This is a genomic window from Arthrobacter sp. ZGTC131, from assembly GCF_002929275.1.
Classification (GTDB): Bacteria; Actinomycetota; Actinomycetes; order Actinomycetales; family Micrococcaceae; genus Arthrobacter.
On record NZ_PJIK01000001.1, the window covers coordinates 315,472 to 331,659 of the forward strand.

Annotated in this window: 15 protein-coding genes and 1 pseudogene; 9 read left to right on the plus strand and 7 right to left on the minus strand. The window is 66.1% G+C overall.

Features of this window, described 5'->3' with window-relative positions; genetic code table 11:
• Positions 1-54: 54 nt before the first annotated feature.
• Positions 55-471, plus strand: coding sequence for a hypothetical protein (locus CXQ90_RS01415; protein ID WP_104136409.1), 417 nt, complete (start codon positions 55-57; stop codon positions 469-471).
• 81 nt (positions 472-552) lie between these two features.
• Here CXQ90_RS01415 and CXQ90_RS01420 read toward each other — a convergent pair whose 3' ends face one another.
• On the minus strand, positions 553-1,239 hold the full coding sequence (locus CXQ90_RS01420; protein ID WP_104136410.1) for a hypothetical protein: 687 nt from the start codon (positions 1,237-1,239) through the stop codon (positions 553-555).
• A 350-nt stretch (positions 1,240-1,589) separates the two neighbouring features.
• Between CXQ90_RS01420 and CXQ90_RS01425 the strand changes: the two genes are divergently transcribed.
• The 5 genes from CXQ90_RS01425 (at position 1,590) to CXQ90_RS01445 (ending at position 5,621) form a co-directional block, all read left to right on the plus strand.
• Complete coding sequence (locus tag CXQ90_RS01425; RefSeq protein ID WP_104136864.1) at positions 1,590-2,537, plus strand: J domain-containing protein; 948 nt, start codon at positions 1,590-1,592, stop codon at positions 2,535-2,537.
• 74 nt (positions 2,538-2,611) lie between these two features.
• Positions 2,612-3,079, plus strand: a complete 468-nt coding sequence (locus CXQ90_RS01430; RefSeq protein ID WP_104136412.1) for a tRNA (cytidine(34)-2'-O)-methyltransferase — start codon at positions 2,612-2,614, stop codon at positions 3,077-3,079.
• Between the two features lie 274 nt (positions 3,080-3,353).
• Positions 3,354-3,959 (plus strand): sigma-70 family RNA polymerase sigma factor, encoded by a 606-nt coding sequence (locus tag CXQ90_RS01435; RefSeq protein WP_104136413.1) that lies wholly within the window; start codon positions 3,354-3,356, stop codon positions 3,957-3,959.
• A gap of 1 nt (position 3,960) precedes the next feature.
• Positions 3,961-4,806: an anti-sigma factor gene (locus tag CXQ90_RS01440; protein WP_104136414.1), complete on the plus strand. Its 846-nt coding sequence runs from the start codon at positions 3,961-3,963 to the stop codon at positions 4,804-4,806.
• Positions 4,807-4,847: 41 nt separating this feature from the next.
• Positions 4,848-5,621 (plus strand): MerR family transcriptional regulator, encoded by a 774-nt coding sequence (locus tag CXQ90_RS01445; RefSeq protein ID WP_104136415.1) that lies wholly within the window; start codon positions 4,848-4,850, stop codon positions 5,619-5,621.
• A 144-nt stretch (positions 5,622-5,765) separates the two neighbouring features.
• Here the strand turns inward: CXQ90_RS01445 and CXQ90_RS01450 are convergent.
• The 6 genes and pseudogenes from CXQ90_RS01450 to CXQ90_RS01475 form a co-directional block, all read right to left on the minus strand.
• Positions 5,766-6,215: pseudogene (locus CXQ90_RS01450) on the minus strand (gluconate transporter); the annotation flags it as partial.
• A gap of 21 nt (positions 6,216-6,236) precedes the next feature.
• Entirely contained in the window at positions 6,237-6,776 is a 540-nt protein-coding gene (locus CXQ90_RS01455) for a gluconokinase (protein WP_104136416.1), read from the minus strand.
• Between the two features lie 73 nt (positions 6,777-6,849).
• The gene (locus CXQ90_RS01460; RefSeq protein WP_104136417.1) at positions 6,850-7,629 is read right to left on the minus strand and encodes a PIG-L deacetylase family protein; all 780 of its coding nucleotides are present in this window, start codon (positions 7,627-7,629) and stop codon (positions 6,850-6,852) included.
• A gap of 4 nt (positions 7,630-7,633) precedes the next feature.
• A complete protein-coding gene (locus CXQ90_RS01465; RefSeq protein WP_104136418.1) occupies positions 7,634-8,587 on the minus strand; it encodes an electron transfer flavoprotein subunit alpha/FixB family protein in 954 nt (317 codons plus the stop codon).
• 15 nt (positions 8,588-8,602) lie between these two features.
• Entirely contained in the window at positions 8,603-9,403 is an 801-nt protein-coding gene (locus CXQ90_RS01470) for an electron transfer flavoprotein subunit beta/FixA family protein (protein WP_104136419.1), read from the minus strand.
• Positions 9,404-9,711: 308 nt separating this feature from the next.
• The gene (locus CXQ90_RS01475; RefSeq protein WP_104136421.1) at positions 9,712-11,379 is read right to left on the minus strand and encodes a S1C family serine protease; all 1,668 of its coding nucleotides are present in this window, start codon (positions 11,377-11,379) and stop codon (positions 9,712-9,714) included.
• 324 nt (positions 11,380-11,703) lie between these two features.
• Between CXQ90_RS01475 and CXQ90_RS01480 the strand changes: the two genes are divergently transcribed.
• From CXQ90_RS01480 to CXQ90_RS01490, 3 genes are all read left to right on the plus strand, one after another.
• Positions 11,704-13,752, plus strand: coding sequence for a TPM domain-containing protein (locus CXQ90_RS01480; protein WP_104136422.1), 2,049 nt, complete (start codon positions 11,704-11,706; stop codon positions 13,750-13,752).
• Between the two features lie 126 nt (positions 13,753-13,878).
• Positions 13,879-14,676, plus strand: a complete 798-nt coding sequence (locus tag CXQ90_RS01485) for a PspA/IM30 family protein (protein ID WP_104136424.1) — start codon at positions 13,879-13,881, stop codon at positions 14,674-14,676.
• 84 nt (positions 14,677-14,760) lie between these two features.
• Positions 14,761-16,182 (plus strand): deoxyribodipyrimidine photo-lyase, encoded by a 1,422-nt coding sequence (locus tag CXQ90_RS01490; protein WP_104136426.1) that lies wholly within the window; start codon positions 14,761-14,763, stop codon positions 16,180-16,182.
• Positions 16,183-16,188 lie beyond the last annotated feature (6 nt).

A 16,188-nucleotide genomic window follows, 5' to 3' on the forward strand; every position in this document is an offset into this window, starting at 1 on the left:
TAAAGAAGACGGGCAGGTCTAAAATCAAGATACCTACTTATAGAAGGAGTGATCATGAAAACCTCAGCCTTGAAGGCACCCGGACGAACGGAAGCCCCGGCACCGGAAACGGTCCGGCAGGCGTTCCTTGTTCTTCGCACCGTCTTCACGGTGGCACCTATTCTGTTCGGCCTGGACAAATTCACCAATGTGCTCGCGGACTGGACCACCTATCTCGCCCCGGTGGTGCCGACCCTGGTTCCGCTACCCGCGCAGACCATCATGTACGGCGTCGGGGTGATCGAGATACTCGCCGGGCTGCTGGTCGCGCTGCGCCCACGGATCGGTTCACTGGTCGTCGCCGCCTGGCTGTTCGGGATTATCGTGAATCTGATGATCCTCGGCAGTTTCTACGACGTTGCCCTGCGGGACTTCGGACTGCTCGTGGGCGCACTGGCACTCAACCGGCTCGCAACGGCGGCAAGACGGTAGCAGCAGAGTGGCGCCCGCAGGGCGCACCTGGCAGGCAGGCTGCGGCTAGGCGCCGGCCGCTAACTGGCCAGGCCCGCGCCCTTAGCCGGCGGGCGGAACCACGGTCAACCAGCGCTCGACGTCGGCCCTTGCGGCGGCGAGCGCCGGAGCCGACGGGCACGAGACGGACACATACACGGAGGAGCCGGCGGTTCCGAATACCCTCGCCAGCACAACGGCGGCCTTGCCTCCGGGCCGGGCCGCCCGCTCAAGGACAAGGACGTCCACCGCCGGGCCGGGTTTGCCCGGTACCCCGCCCCAGCGCAGTGCCGCCGTTTTGAGGTATTTGGGCAGTATGGTCGGGTCGAGGTAGGTGAACAGCCCGGCCGTGGATTCCCGGTCATCGCCCCTGACCAGCGGCCACTGATTCACCCGAACCTTTGCAACAGCTTGGCAGCCGTCGGACTTCACGTAGAGGCTTGTGCCGCCGGCATTGTTCCCGGACTGCCGCCACTTTGGCGCTTCGGCCAGCCCCTCCGACAGCCCCACGGCCACACCGCGTGCAAGCGTTGTCCCGGCCGAGAAAGTCATGTTGCGGGCGGCGACTGCCGCGGCGTCGTGGCCGGGCGTGATGGTGGGAGTGGCGAGCTGCCGGGTGGCGGGCGCCGTGACGGGGATCGCCGGATCGGGCACCCCCACGCTGCAACCTCCCAGGAACGCCGCAGCCGCCGCTGCGGCCACGGCCTGCAGCCCGCGACGGCGAATTCCACACCGGGTTCGGGTTGCCATACACACCTCACTACTGGAATCGCGGACACTGGGCAGTAATTTTGGAACGAACCGGCACACGCCCTGCCAGGCGGGCCCCGTCCCCGGAAAAGTCTAGACGTCGGGCGCGCTCCGCTGGACCGCCAGGCGCGCACGGCGTGCCGGCCGCCCCCGGGCCACTTCCATGGCCGGGACGCCTGGCATCCGGCCCCCGGAGGGTTCGTCCATGTCCCCCGGGCAGGCACCGGGAACGCAGGACACGGCCCCGAACGTTGTCTGACTAGCCGTACTGCTGGCCCGGCGAAACGGCCGATATGCTGGCCATACCGGTCTGCAAGACTGCGCTGGCAACGACAACCGAAGGACCGTGCTTGACCGAGGGCAGCAGTTCCCATTACGAGGTACTCCGCGTGGCCGTGACCGCTACGGACAAGGAGATCAAAGTGGCATACCGCCGGGCCGCCCGCGCCTCCCATCCGGACCACGGCGGCGACGCCGCGACTTTCCGGCAGGTCACGTTGGCCTACGAAACGCTGATCGATCCCCGGCGACGGGCGGCGTACGACCGCTCCTATGCGGGCGGGCCGCGCCACCGAACCGCGGCGGGCGCTGACGAGGCGCACTTCGACGCTCCGGCCGCCGGCAGCCATGCCTCCGCCACGATCCACCGGCCCGGGACACCGCGGAATACCTCGGGTGACGCGCCGGTCTACGTGCCGCCCTTTGACGTTCCGGGCGCCGTGCCGCTGATCCCGCTGGATCTGGCCAGCCAACAGATCCACGGAATGCCCAGGAAGCGCGGCATCTTCGGTGCTGAAGCAAGGATCCAGCGCGAGATGCGCACCGTTCAGCTCATCGACAGGCAGGTTCTTCCCGCCATCCCGGCGGCCCGCCTGATCAACGGACTCCAGTCTCCCGCCGACAACAGCCACATCGACCACGCCCTGCTCTCGGGCTACCGGCTGGCCCTGATCGGATCCATGCTGCTGCCCAAGGGCGCCTACGCCTGGGACGGCAACACGCTGAACCACGGCGGCAGGTCTATCGCTCCCCCGCAGCTTGCCCCCGTGGTCAGGCGCATGCAGGACATTTTTCCGGAACTGAACGTGACCGGATGGACCGTGGTCCACAGCCCGGACGGCAACCTTCACGAACCGGTCATCGATCACCACCGCCGGTCCCGTGGCGCGTCTGACGTTGTGCAGGTGGTCAATGCAGCGGGGCTGGCAAGGGGCCTCAAACATTTCCTCGCCGGGGGCCCGGCGCCCAACACGGTCAATGTGTCCGTGCTGGCTCGGCTGCTCCGGGGCATGCACTGACAGTTCACACCCCTGTCAGGGAACCGCCCCGCGGTACCGGCGGACGGGCGTTTTCCCGGCGATAGGATGGAACCGTGTTCCGCATCCTCTTTCACACCCCTGAGATCCCCGGTAATACCGGCAACGCCATCCGCCTTGCCGCCATCACCGGCGCCGAACTCCACCTGGTGGAACCGCTAGGTTTCGACTTCTCGGACGCCAAGTTGCGCCGCGCCGGGCTGGACTACCACGACCTGGCGGTGGTGACGGTTCATCGTGACATTGAGGCCGCGTGGGAAGCCCTGCAGCCCGAGCGGGTGTTCGCCTTCACCTCCGACGGGGAGGTGTCCTATGCCGACGTTTCCTACCGGCCGGGCGACGTCCTGCTGTTCGGCCCGGAGTCCGTGGGACTGCCGGAACAGTTGAAGCACGACCCCCATGTCACGTCGAGGGTCCGGCTTCCCATGCTGCCGTCGCTGCGGTCCCTGAACCTGGCCAACGCCGCTTCCATCGCGGTGTATGAAGCCTGGCGCCAGCAGGGCTTCACCGGCGCCCAGCTCTGACCGGAACGTTCCGGCGGCGCGCATAAGGCCGATGCCTAAGTAACCATGTATCAATGTCGGCGCATCCGTCAGCATGCCGAAGTAAGTGCCTGCCCCCACCCATCCGGACCCGCTCGGGCGCCGAATCACTCCTGAGCAAATACCCGGGATTGAGGAGCGGCAGGTGAAAACAGTACATACGGGCAGGACGGTACTACGTTTTGCCCGGCACGACAGTGCCGTATCCGGAACGGGTGCTCAACGATTCTCTTCCGGCGACCTATGCTTGACTGTGATGGAAACTCCCAACGCGCCGAACTTTGGTGCCCCAGCGCCGCCCGGCACCGCCGTCGACCTTAACCGCCAGCTTGCAGCATTGCTGGAGCGGATAGCCGGCGGCGATCAGGCGTCCTTTGCCGAGTTCTACCAGCTCACCTCACGCCGCGTGTTCGGCATGGCCCGCAGGGTGCTGGTCGATCCGGAACTGAGCGAGGACGCTACGCAGGAGGTTTTCCTGCAGGTCTGGCAGAACGCCGCCAAGTTCGATCCCGCCAGCGGCAGCCCGCTGGCGTGGCTGATGACCATCTCGCACCGCCGCGCTGTGGACAAGGTCAGGTCGTCGCAGTCATCGACCGACCGCGAGGCCAAGTACGGTGCCAGCAGCCAGGACATCGACCACGATTCCGTCTCCGATGAGGTGGGCAGCAGGCTCGAAGCCGAGGCCGTGGTGCGCTGCCTCGAGACCCTGACCGAGACACAGCAGGAATCCGTGCGGCTCGCCTACTACGGCGGCCTCACGTACCGCGAAGTCGCTGAAAAGCTCAACGCGGCCATACCGACCATCAAGTCCCGCATCCGCGACGGACTGATCCGATTGAAGACCTGTCTGGGGGTGAGCTGAAATGACCAATACGAATGATGCACACGGCCGCCAGTTGCCCCGTGCCTTCGCCGCCGACATTTCGACTGACCTTGCAGCGGGCCGCGCCGTCGAGCTCGCCGAGGTCTATGCGCTGGATGCCGTGAGTGACGCGGAACGCGAAGCCATCGAGGCCTATGTCAAAACCGCCCCGGAGACAGAACGCCAGTCCTTCAACGAGCGCGTCCGCCAGGCCAGGGAAACACTGGCCGCCACGTTCACTGCCGAGGAGGAGCCGCCGGCTGACCTGTTCGCGCGCATCGCGGCCCAGCTTCCGGCCCATCCCGCGACTGTCCGGGGGGACGCGCCTCCGGCGCCGGCGGCTGTGCCGCCCGTCACCGATCAGCTTTCCGCGGCGCGTGAACGCCGGGAGGTCCGACGCCGGACCGCCGGCATGCGGAACTGGCTGATCGGCGTTGCGGCTGCTGCCGTCATCGCGCTCGGCGGCGTGGGCGTCGGGGCGTATGTGGCCAACCAGAATGATCCGCTGACCCAGGTTCTTCAGGCACAGGACGTGCGCCAGGCCACCGTCGAGGTCAGCGGTGGAGGGACGGCCATGGTGTCCATCTCGCCGTCCAGGGATGCGCTGGTTGTCCGGATGAAGGATGTTCCTCCCCCGCCGGAGGGCAAGGTCTACCAGATGTGGCTCATTCCGAAGGATGGCTCCACGCCTGTCTCGCAGGGCCTGATGGATGCGGAAGCATTGTCAAAACCTGCCGTGGTCAAGGGCATCCACTCGGCCGCTTCTTTGGGGATCACGGTGGAGCCGGTCGGCGGTTCCACAGCCCCGACTCTTCCCACGGTGGCAGCCGCGCCGCTCAACGCCTGAGCACTTGACGTTGACGTTACGTCAACTTCTACGCTGGAGTCATGAAGCAGGAAGAAGTCCCCAGCTGGTCCATCGCCGAACTGGCGAAGCTGAGCCGGGTTTCTTCGAGGACGCTGCGGCACTATCACCAGCTGGGGCTGCTGGCGCCCGCCTACACCGGGCACAACGGCTACCGCTATTACAGGCGGACCGAGCTGCTGCGCCTGCAGCGGATCCTGCTTCTCCGCGAACTTGGCCTGGGGCTCGAAACCATCGGCGAGGTTCTGAACGGCCAGACTAACCAGCTGGATGCACTTGGCGTGCACCGGAAATGGCTGCTGGCTGAACGCGACCGTCTGGACCGGATGGCCCGGACCGTCGAGGCAACCATTTCGGCACTGCAGCAAGGAGACGCCATGTCCGGCGAGGATATTTTTAAGGACTTCGACAGCAACCCGTACGAGGACGAGGCCCGCCAGCGGTGGGGCGACAAAGCCGTGGAGGACAGCAAGGCCCGGCATGCGGCCATGGGGGATGCCGAAAAGCGGGACTTCCTTGCTGAAGCAGAGGCAATCAACCAGGAACTCGCCGACTGCCTGGACGCCGGCCTGCCGGCCGACGACGCGCGCGTACAGGCCGCCGTCGAACGCCATTATCGCTGGGTCTGCGTGAGCTGGACGCCCGACGCGGACAGCTACGTGGGCCTGGGCCGGATGTACGTCGAGGATCCGCGGTTCACGGCCTTCTACGAGAAAAGCCGCGCAGGCCTTGCCCCCTACCTGCTGGAGGGAATCAAGGTCTACGCGGCGTCACGCCTCAGCCCGGCAGCGGGCTGAGGCACGTCCCCTGGGTCGAGGGCTGGCTGGCCGCGGTTTTCGAAAGCGTGCGTCAAAGCGACGAGGAGCAGCACGCGTGAAAACTGGGGCTCGCCAACCCCCTGGCAGGCAGCTGCCCGGCCGCTAAATCACCAGCGACAAGGGCATGCGGGAGCGCTGTGTAACCAGCACCACGACGGGGAGCAGCAGCACCAGGCCGATCTCGAAGAACATCGGCAGGCCGATGATCACGGCCACGAGCGTGATGGACCACACCACCTTGTTCCCGCTTGCCTTGTCCAGCAGGGTGTCCACCACCCGATGGCCCCGCGGAGTCCGCCAGGAGCTTGCCCAGCATGGCGCCCCGGGCGATCAGCAGGCTGACTTCCTTAAGGACGCCGCCCACTCCTTCCTCGAAGTTGGTGATGATCTAGGGCAGCTCCACGCCGGATGCCAGGCCCACGAAGGCCGAGCCCAACACGAGTGCGAGGAACGGGTGCAGCTTGAGCTTGGCGATCAGCACCACGATGAGGGCGATGCCGAGGCCAGCTACGACCAGCAGTGGGTGTCGTGGCCTGTCCAGCCTTCGACGGCAGCAGGAAGCTGCGTTGCAATGCGAGAGTTCAAGATAAATTCCTAGTTCTGATCCGGAGCGGCGGAGGCAGCTGCGAGATTCAGTCGTTCAATGATTTCCTGGGCCTCTTCGGCCGGGGTGGCCGTGACGCACAGGGAGATGTAGTTCTCATCCTCGGTGGGCTTTTCCAGCGCCTCGAACTGCGATTCGAGGAGCGCCGGCGGCATGAAGTGTCCGTGCCGGGAGGCAAGCCGGCCCGAGATGCTGTCCTTGCTGCCCTGGAGAAACACGAACACCACGTTCTCGCCGCGAAGAATATCGCGGTAGCGCCTCTTGAGCGCCGAGCATGTAATGACCCCCGGGATGCCTGATTGGGTGTGTTGCCGGATCCAGTCCGCAATGGTTTCCAGCCAGGGCAACCGGTCCTCGTCGGTCAGCGGCTCCCCGGCCTGCATCTTGGTCACGTTCCGCACCGGATGCAGGTCGTCGCCTTCGGCGAGATCCCATCCGAGCCTGCCGGCAACAACGCCGGCCACTGTCGATTTTCCGGATCCTGAGACGCCCATGATCACCAGGACCGGCTGCTGTGCAGTCTTCGCCATCAAAGTCTGCCTTCCCTAATAAATATGATTTAAACAGAGGCCAGCTTATGACAGGCATTACATTGAGGCAATCCTAGAAGCCCGCGATCGTGCCCGGGCCGTTGATTGTTACAACGTGGAACGCCTCCGCGCTCCGCCCGTCCGGGAGTCCCCCTCGGCGCGCGTTCACGTGCATTCCGTTCCGCACCGCCGCTTCCATGGCGTCGACGTCGGGATGCTGGCTGACGTGGACGTGGATCGCCGCGAGCTTGCTGTCCACATGCTCCGTTACATCGATGAAGTGGTTTTCGCGTTCCTCCGGCCCGGCGTAGAGCCACAGCCACGGCACTTTGTAGGCCGCCAGGCCGGATTCGGCGAGCTCCGGGTACGCATACGGGTTTTCCACGGCCGGATAAACGGCCCGGGTCACTGCCTCCCCGACCGCCAGGTGGTCCGGGTGGCTCTTCTGGATGCGGTTCCAGTTGCGTTCCGGATGCATGGAAAGCACGACGTCGGGCCGGATTTCGCGGATCAGCTTCACCACTCCCCACATGACCTGGTGGTTCGGTTCCAGGAACCCGTCCCGCTCATGGAGGTAGTGGATGTCGGTGACGCCGACGAGCGCGGCGGCACGCTGCTGCTCGGCGGCCCGCATGGCGATGATTTCGGCCCGGTGGGCGGGCTCGAAACCGCCGGCGTCGCCGTCGGTCATGATGCAGTAGCTCACGTCGACGCCGGCTGCCGTCCACGCGGCGATGGTCCCCGCCGCGCCAAAGTCGATATCGTCCGGATGGGCGGCGAAACAGAGCACCCGCTCAACCCGGTGCTTGTCCGGGTTGAACGGGCTCTGTGCTGGAGCAGTGTACGAGGTCAAGGACTCAGCCCTTGCGCTTCTTGATTTCTTCCGTCGCCTGCGGCAGGACCTGGAAGAGGTCACCGACGATGCCGAAGTCGGCGATTTCAAAGACCGGCGATTCCGCGTCCTTGTTCACGGCCACGATCACCTTCGCCGTTTGCATCCCGGCCTTCTGCTGGATGGCGCCTGAGATGCCGGCCGAAATATACAGCTGCGGGGAGATGGTCTTGCCGGTCTGGCCCACCTGGGCATCGTGGCTGATCCAGCCGGCGTCCGTTGCCGCCCGCGATGCGCCCACGGCCGCACCCAGTGCGTCCGCCAGCTCCTCCACTGGGCCGAAGTCGCCGTCGAGCCCGCGTCCGCCAGCCACCACGATCCGCGCGTCGGTGAGGTCCGGGCGGCCGCTGGCGACCTTCTGTTCCCGGGCCGTGATGCGCGCCGCCGAAGCGGTTGCGTCAGCAGGTACTTCGACCGTCACCGTTTCGGGGGCGCTGGGCGCCGCTGCCGGCTCAGGCGTCACGCTGTTTGCCTTGACAGTGAGCACCGTGAGCGGGGTGGTCGCCTTCGCCGCGGTGTTGTACGAGCCGGCCAGCACCGATTTGTGGGCGGTGCGGTCGGCGTCGACGGCAACGACGTCGGTAATGACGCCCGCGCCCAGCCGGATGCCGAGCCTTGCGGCGACTTCCTTGCCTTCGGGTGAATTTTCCACCAGCACGGTGGTAGCTCCGGACTTGTTCACGGCCGCGGCCAGGTAGGCGGCCTTGGGCGCTACGAGGAAGTCGTCCAGGTCCTGCGCCGAGGGCCGGAACACGGCGGTGACGCCGTGGGCACCCAGGGCGGCTGCAACATCGTCGTGCAGTTCGCCGTTCAAGGCGACGGCGGGTTCCCCAAGGGAACGCGCGATGGTGAGCAGTTCCAGGCTGCTCTTCTTCAGAGCCTGGCCCGGGTTGTCAATGAATACGAGTACGTTTGCCATGTGGTGTGATCCCTCTTAGAGCAGCTTCTGGGCGGCCAGGAAGTCGACCAGCTTGATGCCGGCGTCGCCTTCGTCGGTGATGATCGTGCCTGCGGTGCGCGGCGGGCGCTCCTCGGCCGACGTCACGGTGGTCCAGGATCCGGCGTGGCCCACCTGGGCGGGATCCACTCCAACGTCCGCCAGCGACAGCGTGGTGATGCTCTTGCGCTTGGCAGCGATGATGCCCTTGAAGTTGGGGTAGCGGGGTTCGTTGATCTGGTCCGTCACCGACACCACCGCGGGCAGGGGGGCCTCGACCGTCTCCGAGTGCGTGTCGGCGTCGCGGCGGGCCGTGATGCGTCCCCCGTCGACGTCCAAGGAGGATGCGAAGGTCACCTGGGGAAGCCCCAGCCGCTCGGCAAGCTGGGCCGGCACGAGCGACGTTTCGCCGTCGGTGGAGGCCATGCCGGTCAGGACGAGGTCCACCGGGCCGTCCGCGCCGATGTGGCGGATCGCGGCCGCGAGTGCCAGGGACGTGGCGGCGGCGTCGGATCCGGCCAGTGCCTGATCCGTGAGGTGAACGCCTTCGGAAGCTCCGATCTGGAGGGACTTCTTGATGGCATTCACGGCGCCGGCCGGGCCCATGCTGAGGGCGATGACCTTGTTGCCCGCTTTGCTTCCGCCGCGCGCTTCGGTCAGCTGCAGGGCCGCTTCCAGGGCGTATTCATCCAGCTCGGACAGAATGCTCTCGTCGCGGTCCGTGGTGTGGCCCTCGCCGCTGAGGTGCCGGTCAAACTGGGCGTCCGGCACATGCTTGACCAGGACGATGATCTTCAATGTCTCTTCCACTGTATTTACAGCAGCCTTCCATGCTTGTGGATAGCCAGCCGGGTGAGGTCATGGCCGCGGAACGCCCGGGATACGGGTAGCTCCTAGCTAACCATATAGGGGCGGCCCGATGCCGCCCCGTTAACGCCTATGTCAGGGCCGCCAGAGGGAGGGCAGCCAAATTCTTCCGAGCACGACGGCGGGCCGCACCTCCCTGTCGATACTCCGGGAGGTGCGGCCCGCCGTCGTCACTGCCGCCTGTCTGCTGCGTACCTGCGCTGCCGTTCTGCGGCTGCGCTACGGTTCCGTGCCTGGGCTTACTGTTCCGCGGCGGCGCCGAGCGTCACGTCCAGCTGCTGTTCGCGGCCGTTCCGCTGGATGGTGATCTTGACCGTTGCACCGGCCGCCTGTTCACGGACGGCTGCCGTGAGCTGGTTAGGGTCGCTGATAGCGCGGTCGTTGAAGCGCGTCACAACGTCGCCGGCCCGGATGCCTGCCTTGGCTGCCGCCGAGCCCGCCTCCACCGTGTCTACATCCGCGCCGACGGAGAAGGCGGACGCCGAGGCCGCCTTGGGCTTGACGCTGACGCCGAGCTGGCCGTGGGTCGCCTTGCCCTTGTCGATGATCTCCTGGGCCACCCGCTTGGCATGGTTGATCGGGATGCTGAAGCCCACTCCGATGTTGCCCGTTCCGGTCGCCGCGGAGCTGCCGCCGGCCGATGCGATGGCGACGTTGACGCCGATCACTTCGCCCTTGCTGTTCACCAAGGCACCGCCGGAATTGCCCGGGTTGATGGCTGCGTCCGTCTGGATGACGTTGATGGAGATGGACCCCTTGTTTGCTGAGCTTTGGCCCTGCCCCTGCCCTGGCGGAGCGAATTCGAAGCCCTGGTCGCCGCCCTGGGAATTGTCGGCGCCATCCTTCGGCGCGGCCGAGGATGCGACGCTGATGGTCCGGTTGAGCGTGGAAACGATGCCGTCGGTCACCGTTCCGGTCAGGCCTAGCGGGGAGCCGATGGCCACTGCGGTGTCGCCGACATTCAGCTTGCCCGAGTCACCGAGCGTCGCCGGGGTGAGCCCCGAAGGGTTGTCCACTTTGATGACGGCCAGGTCCGACAGCGGATCGGTTCCGGTGATTTTCGCCGTCAGGACGCGGCCGTCGTGCGTGCGGATCTCAATGTCCGCATTGGCGGCCGTGCCGTCCAGCGTCACTACGTGGGTGTTGGTGAGAATGTGGCCCTGGTCGTTGAGGATGACACCCGAGCCGGTGCCGCCCTCGCCGCCGCTCGTGGCTTTGATCGTCACCACGCTCGGCGATGCTTTGACGGCAGCGGCGGTGATGGCGTTGACGTCATCCTTGTTATTAACGATCACGGTCCCGGGCTGGCTGCCGGCACTCACGGCTGGCGCGGTCCCGGCGTCGAAAAGATTGCCGGAACCGACCGTTGCCACTCCGCCGCCAACGAGCCCGGCGGCGAGGATGCTGGCCACGAGGGTGCCAACGCCGAAGCTTGCCTTGCGCTTGGGCGCGTTGGCCCGGTTGTCATGCATGGCGGAGTGTGCGCCATGCTGGGCATAGGGCGACTGATGCGGCTGGGCGGGGTCCCCCGGATGCGGGGCCGACGCGAACTGCTGGGTTGCGGGCCCCGACTGGTGACCGTAGAAAGGCGCGTGCTGGGGGTACACGGGGCGGAGTCCGTTGAAAGGCTCATTCTGCGCGTGGCCCCGGCCCTCCCCATCGGCGTCCTGGACCGGCCGGTCCAGCCGCATAGTGGGGTTGTCAGCACCGGAGGCATGCCGGTCATCATCGCCGCGAACACTGTCGCGGTCCAGGGGTTCGGTGGGGTTTTCCCCGTAGTTTCCCTCCGGCTGGCTACCCGGGAAGTGGAGACCCTCCTCGCGCGCAGGCCGAGCCGAGGGATCAGCGGGCCGCCCTGCAGGATCTCGGTTCTCAGGTGCTGCGCCCGGTACTGGGTTCTCAGTCATTGGACTTCCTTTCATCCTCGTCTGTATTAACTATGGACGATTCGACTGAAACTAAAATCGACGTTTGCTGGGAGGTTCCTGAATACGAGGCCAGGCTGTCCTTCCCAAGGCGCGCCGGACTGCCTTGCCGGGCGCGCCGTTGCGGCTCTTCAGCGCTTTTCGCTGGTGGCATATTCCCTGCGGTGGACGGCCCCATTGGTGCACCATAGAATCAAGAAGAATTGCCACAGCGACCTGCGGCTTTACACCTGGCGTGGGGGCGCTGCTGCATTCTGAGACGACTGTTCGTCCCGATACAGTCGCGGGGTGTGCTGAAGGGTTGCCATGCGGTCAATGTTTAAACGTGTTCTCGCCGTGATCGGCCTGACTGGAATGCTGGCGTTACCCGCCGCGACAGCCTGGGCTGAAAATCCGGTAGCGCTTGATCCCGTCACCAAGATTGTCGATACGGCCGGAGTCCTCGGCGGCAAGAAGGCCGACGTCGAAACGGCCATCAAGAAGCTCGGCACGGACCATGCCATGACGCTGCACGTTGTGTACGTCAAGAAATTTGAAAGCCCCGCGGACCGAGTCGCGTGGGCTGCCGACGTAGCCGAAAAAGCGAATCTCGGCGCGAATACCATGCTGCTTACCGTCGCGACCGATACGCGGCAGTACCAGCTCAGCAAGCCATCGAACAGCAAAATCACCAACGCCCAGAGGGACAATATCCGGGATAAGGCGGTTGATCCGCAGCTCCGCAACGGCGATTACGCCCAGGCGGCCATCAATGCTGCAGCTGCCATTGGTGACGCTGCCGGCGGCGGAAGCGGCAACGTCCCGTCCGGCGACGGCGCCGGGACGGCGGTTCTCGTGGGCGTCGGAATAGTGGCGGCCGGCGGCGCGGGAACCTACCTGTACCTCCGGAACCGGCGGAAGAAGACACAGGCATCCAGCGCGAGCTACGGCCCGCAGGGTGCCGAGCTTGATCCGCTTGCTTCCTTGAGCGTCGATGACCTCCGCAAGAAGAGCGGTTCGCTCCTGATCGAAGCTGACGACGCCATCAAGTCCAGCGAGCAGGAACTTGGTTTCGCGGAGGCGCAGTACGGTGAGGCGGCCGTCGGCAACTTCACCAAGGCGCTTCAGGACGCCAAGGGGCACATGTCGGAGTCCTTCAAGCTGCAGCAGCAGCTGGACGACCACATTCCCGACACCGAGGAGCAGCAGCGCAGCTGGCTGGGCGAGATCATCCGCCGTTCCGAGGCAGCCTTGGCGTCACTCCAAGAGCAGAAAGCCGACTTCGATTCCCTTCGCGAACTGGAAAAGAACGCGCCACAGGCCCTGGCGGCCGTGAACGCTGGTGCAACGGACGCCGACGCGAAAATAACGAAGGCCGAGAAGACCCTGGCAGAGCTGCGCGGCAGGTACGCCGAGAGCGCACTCGTCCAGGTCGCGGACAACATCACTCAGGCCAAGGAGCGCCTCGCCTTCGTGCAGAACGCCGGCACCACCGCGCGCGAAAAGCTTGAGGAGGGCGAGGGAAGCCTCGCCGCCGTCGCCGTTCGTGCCGCCGAGGAGAGCCTGCACCAGACCAACGTGCTCCTCGGCGCGATTTCCAAGGTGGCCGGGAGTCTGGACGAGGCCCGGCAGGGACTCGAAGCCGCAGTTGTGGACACATCCCAGGACCTGGCCCAGGCGAGGGCGATGATCCAGTCCGGCGCCCACCCGGAGCTGTCCGGCCCCGTGGCCGGAGTGGAAGCGGCACTTGCCCAGGTGAAAAGTGAAATCCAGGGCGGCAAGATCGATCCGATTGCCACGCTCGAACGGGTGGAGACGGCGCATCGCTCCCTCGACCAGGCCCTGAGTGGCATCCGTGACCAGCAGGAGCAGGCGCGCCGCGCCCAGGCTTCCCTGCAGCAGACCATCATGTCGGCACAGGCGCAGATCAGCGCGACCTCGGACTACATCACCGCCAGGCGCGGCGGCGTGGGAACTGAAGCCCGCACCCGGCTGGCCGAGGCCCAGCGCAACCTCGATTACGCGCTGTCCATCTCACGCAATGACCCCGTCACGGCGCTGACGTACGCGCAGCAGGCCCACGCCCTCGCCGCCCAGGCCGCCCAGCTGGCCCAGTCCGACGTCGACAACTTCGGCGGCTATGCCAACCAGGGTTACGGCAGGAGCGGCATGTTCGGTGGCGGCGGAGGCGGGGGCGGAGGCCTCGGCGGTGCGATCCTCGGTGGAATCCTCATCAATTCCATCCTGAACGGTGGCAGCGGCGTCGGCTGGGGCGGCGGTCACAGCGACGGCGGCGGTTGGGGCGGAGACTCAGGCGGCGGGGACTCCGGCGGTGGAGACTGGGGCGGTGATTTCGGCGGCGGGGGCGACTTCTAGCCAGCTGCCAGAGCCAGGAAGCAAAGACTAGGCGCCGGGCCGGGAAGCCGGCCGGCGGGTAGAAGCGGTACATCAACTGTTCACTGAATTCAGTGGGACACACTGAGCAGGACGAAAGGTAACACCATGGTTAAGCAGTCCATTTTCGGCCGCATGGCGCAGCTCGCTAAGGCGAACATCAATTCCATTCTCGATCAGGCCGAGGACCCGCAGAAGATGCTGGACCAGATGGTGCGGGACTACTCCAACAACATCGCCGAAGCCGAGTCCGCAGTGGCGCAGACCATTGGCAACCTCCGGATGCTGCAGGACGACTACAACGAGGACGTGAAGAACGCCCAGGACTGGGGCAACAAGGCTCTTGCGGCTTCACGTAAGGCCGATGAGTACCGCAGCAGCGGCAACGTCTCCGATGCCCAAAAGTTCGACAACCTCGCAAAGGTTGCACTGCAGCGCCAGATGGCTTCCGAAAACGAGGCCAAGGCCGCTGAACCGAGCATCGCGTCCCAGACTGACGTGGTGGACAGGCTCAAGACCGGGCTCGACCAGATGAAGGGCAAGCTCAACCAGCTCACGAGCAAGCGCAATGAACTGGTCGCCCGCTCCAAGACTGCGGCCGCGCAGTCCCAGGTCCACGATGCCCTGAAGAGCATCGACATCATGGACCCGACCAGCGAAGTTGGCCGTTTCGAAGAGAAGATCCGCCGCGAGGAGGCCAAGGTCCGCGGCCAGCAGGAGCTCGCGGAGTCGAGTCTCGACTCCCAGTTCAACCAGCTCGAGGATCTTGGCGAGCAGACGGAAATCGAAGCCCGCCTGGCGGCCCTGAAGTCCGGAGGCGCCAAGCCGGCCATCGGCGCGGCAGGCTCGTCCGCGGGTTCCGCGTCGGGCTCCACCGTCGAAGAGGCTGATTTCGACAAGCTCTAACCCGCTTTCAAGAGCTGACCGGCATGAGGCCGGGGTCCGCCGGACCCCGGCCTTTGCCATTCCCGCGGCGTGTAGCGTGGAGCCATGGCTTCCACGATTGTCTGGCTCCGGGACGACCTCCGCCTCGACGACAACCCGGCCCTCGCCGCCGCGGCCTCCCTGCCGGACCCGATGACCGTGGTGTACATCCTGGACGAGGTCTCCCCCGGCATCCGCCCGCTCGGAGGCGCCGCGAAGTGGTGGCTGCATCATTCGCTGTCGGCGCTCTCCGCAGACCTGGAGGCGAGGGGATCACGGCTGCTGCTGCGGCGTGGCCCCGCCGCCCCTGTCATCCGGGAACTGGTTGAAGAGACGGGTGCCAGGGCGGTCTTTTGGAACCGGCGCTACGGGCTGCCCGAGCGCACCCTGGACGCCGGCGTCAAGGAATGGGCCACCGCACAGGGCATCGAAGCCACCAGCTACCAGGCGAACCTGCTGTTCGAGCCGTGGACGGTCCGGACGGGAACGGGCGGCCCGTACAAGGTGTTCACGCCGTTCTGGCGTTCCTGCCTCGCCGGGACCGAACCCCGGCCCGCTGCCGACGCGGCCGCTGAGCTTCCAGCGCCGGCCCCGGCTTCCGGTTCCCTGCCGGCCACTGACGATCTCGACAGCTGGGGGCTGCTCCCCCGCCGGCCCGACTGGAGCGGCGGCCTAGCGGACACGTGGATGCCCGGAGAGGAAGGCGCCCACCGGAGGCTTGAGGACTTCCTGGGCGGACCTGTTGAGGAATACGGGACCGGACGCGACGTGCCCGGGGTCGAGGGCACCAGCCGCCTGTCCCCGCATCTTCGCTTTGGCGAGATCAGCCCGTTCCGGATCTGGCACGAACTCCGCGAAAGCTTCCCGCGCCACGCTCCTGCCGACGTCGGCATTTTTCGAAGCGAGCTCGGCTGGCGTGAGTTCTGCTGGCAGCTCCTCTATGAAAATCCCGGCCTGGCCACAGAGAATTACCGGCGCGAGTTCGACCGCTTTGCCTGGCAAACGCCGTCGGCAGCCGAGCTCGGAGCGTGGCAACAGGGGCGCACGGGGTATCCGCTCGTGGATGCGGGCATGCGGCAGCTGTGGCAGACGGGATGGATGCACAACCGGGTCCGCATGGCTGCGGCGTCGTTCCTGGTGAAGAACCTGCTGGCCGACTGGCGCCTGGGCGAGGCATGGTTCTGGGACACTCTCGTTGATGCTGACGCCGCGAGCAATCCGGCCAACTGGCAGTGGGTGGCGGGCTCAGGCGCGGACGCTTCGCCCTACTTCCGGATTTTCAATCCGGTGACGCAGAGCAAGAAGTTCGACGCCGGAGGGCGGTACCTGCGCGCGTTCATCCCGGAACTCGCTGAGCTGGATGACCGGGCCGTCCACGAGCCCTGGAAAAACCCGGCTGCCGCGCCGGACTACCCCGAGCCGCTGGTGGGCCTGCAGGAGTCCCGCGAACGTGCGCTGGACACCTACCAGCAGCTCAAGGCGTTGTGACGGGCC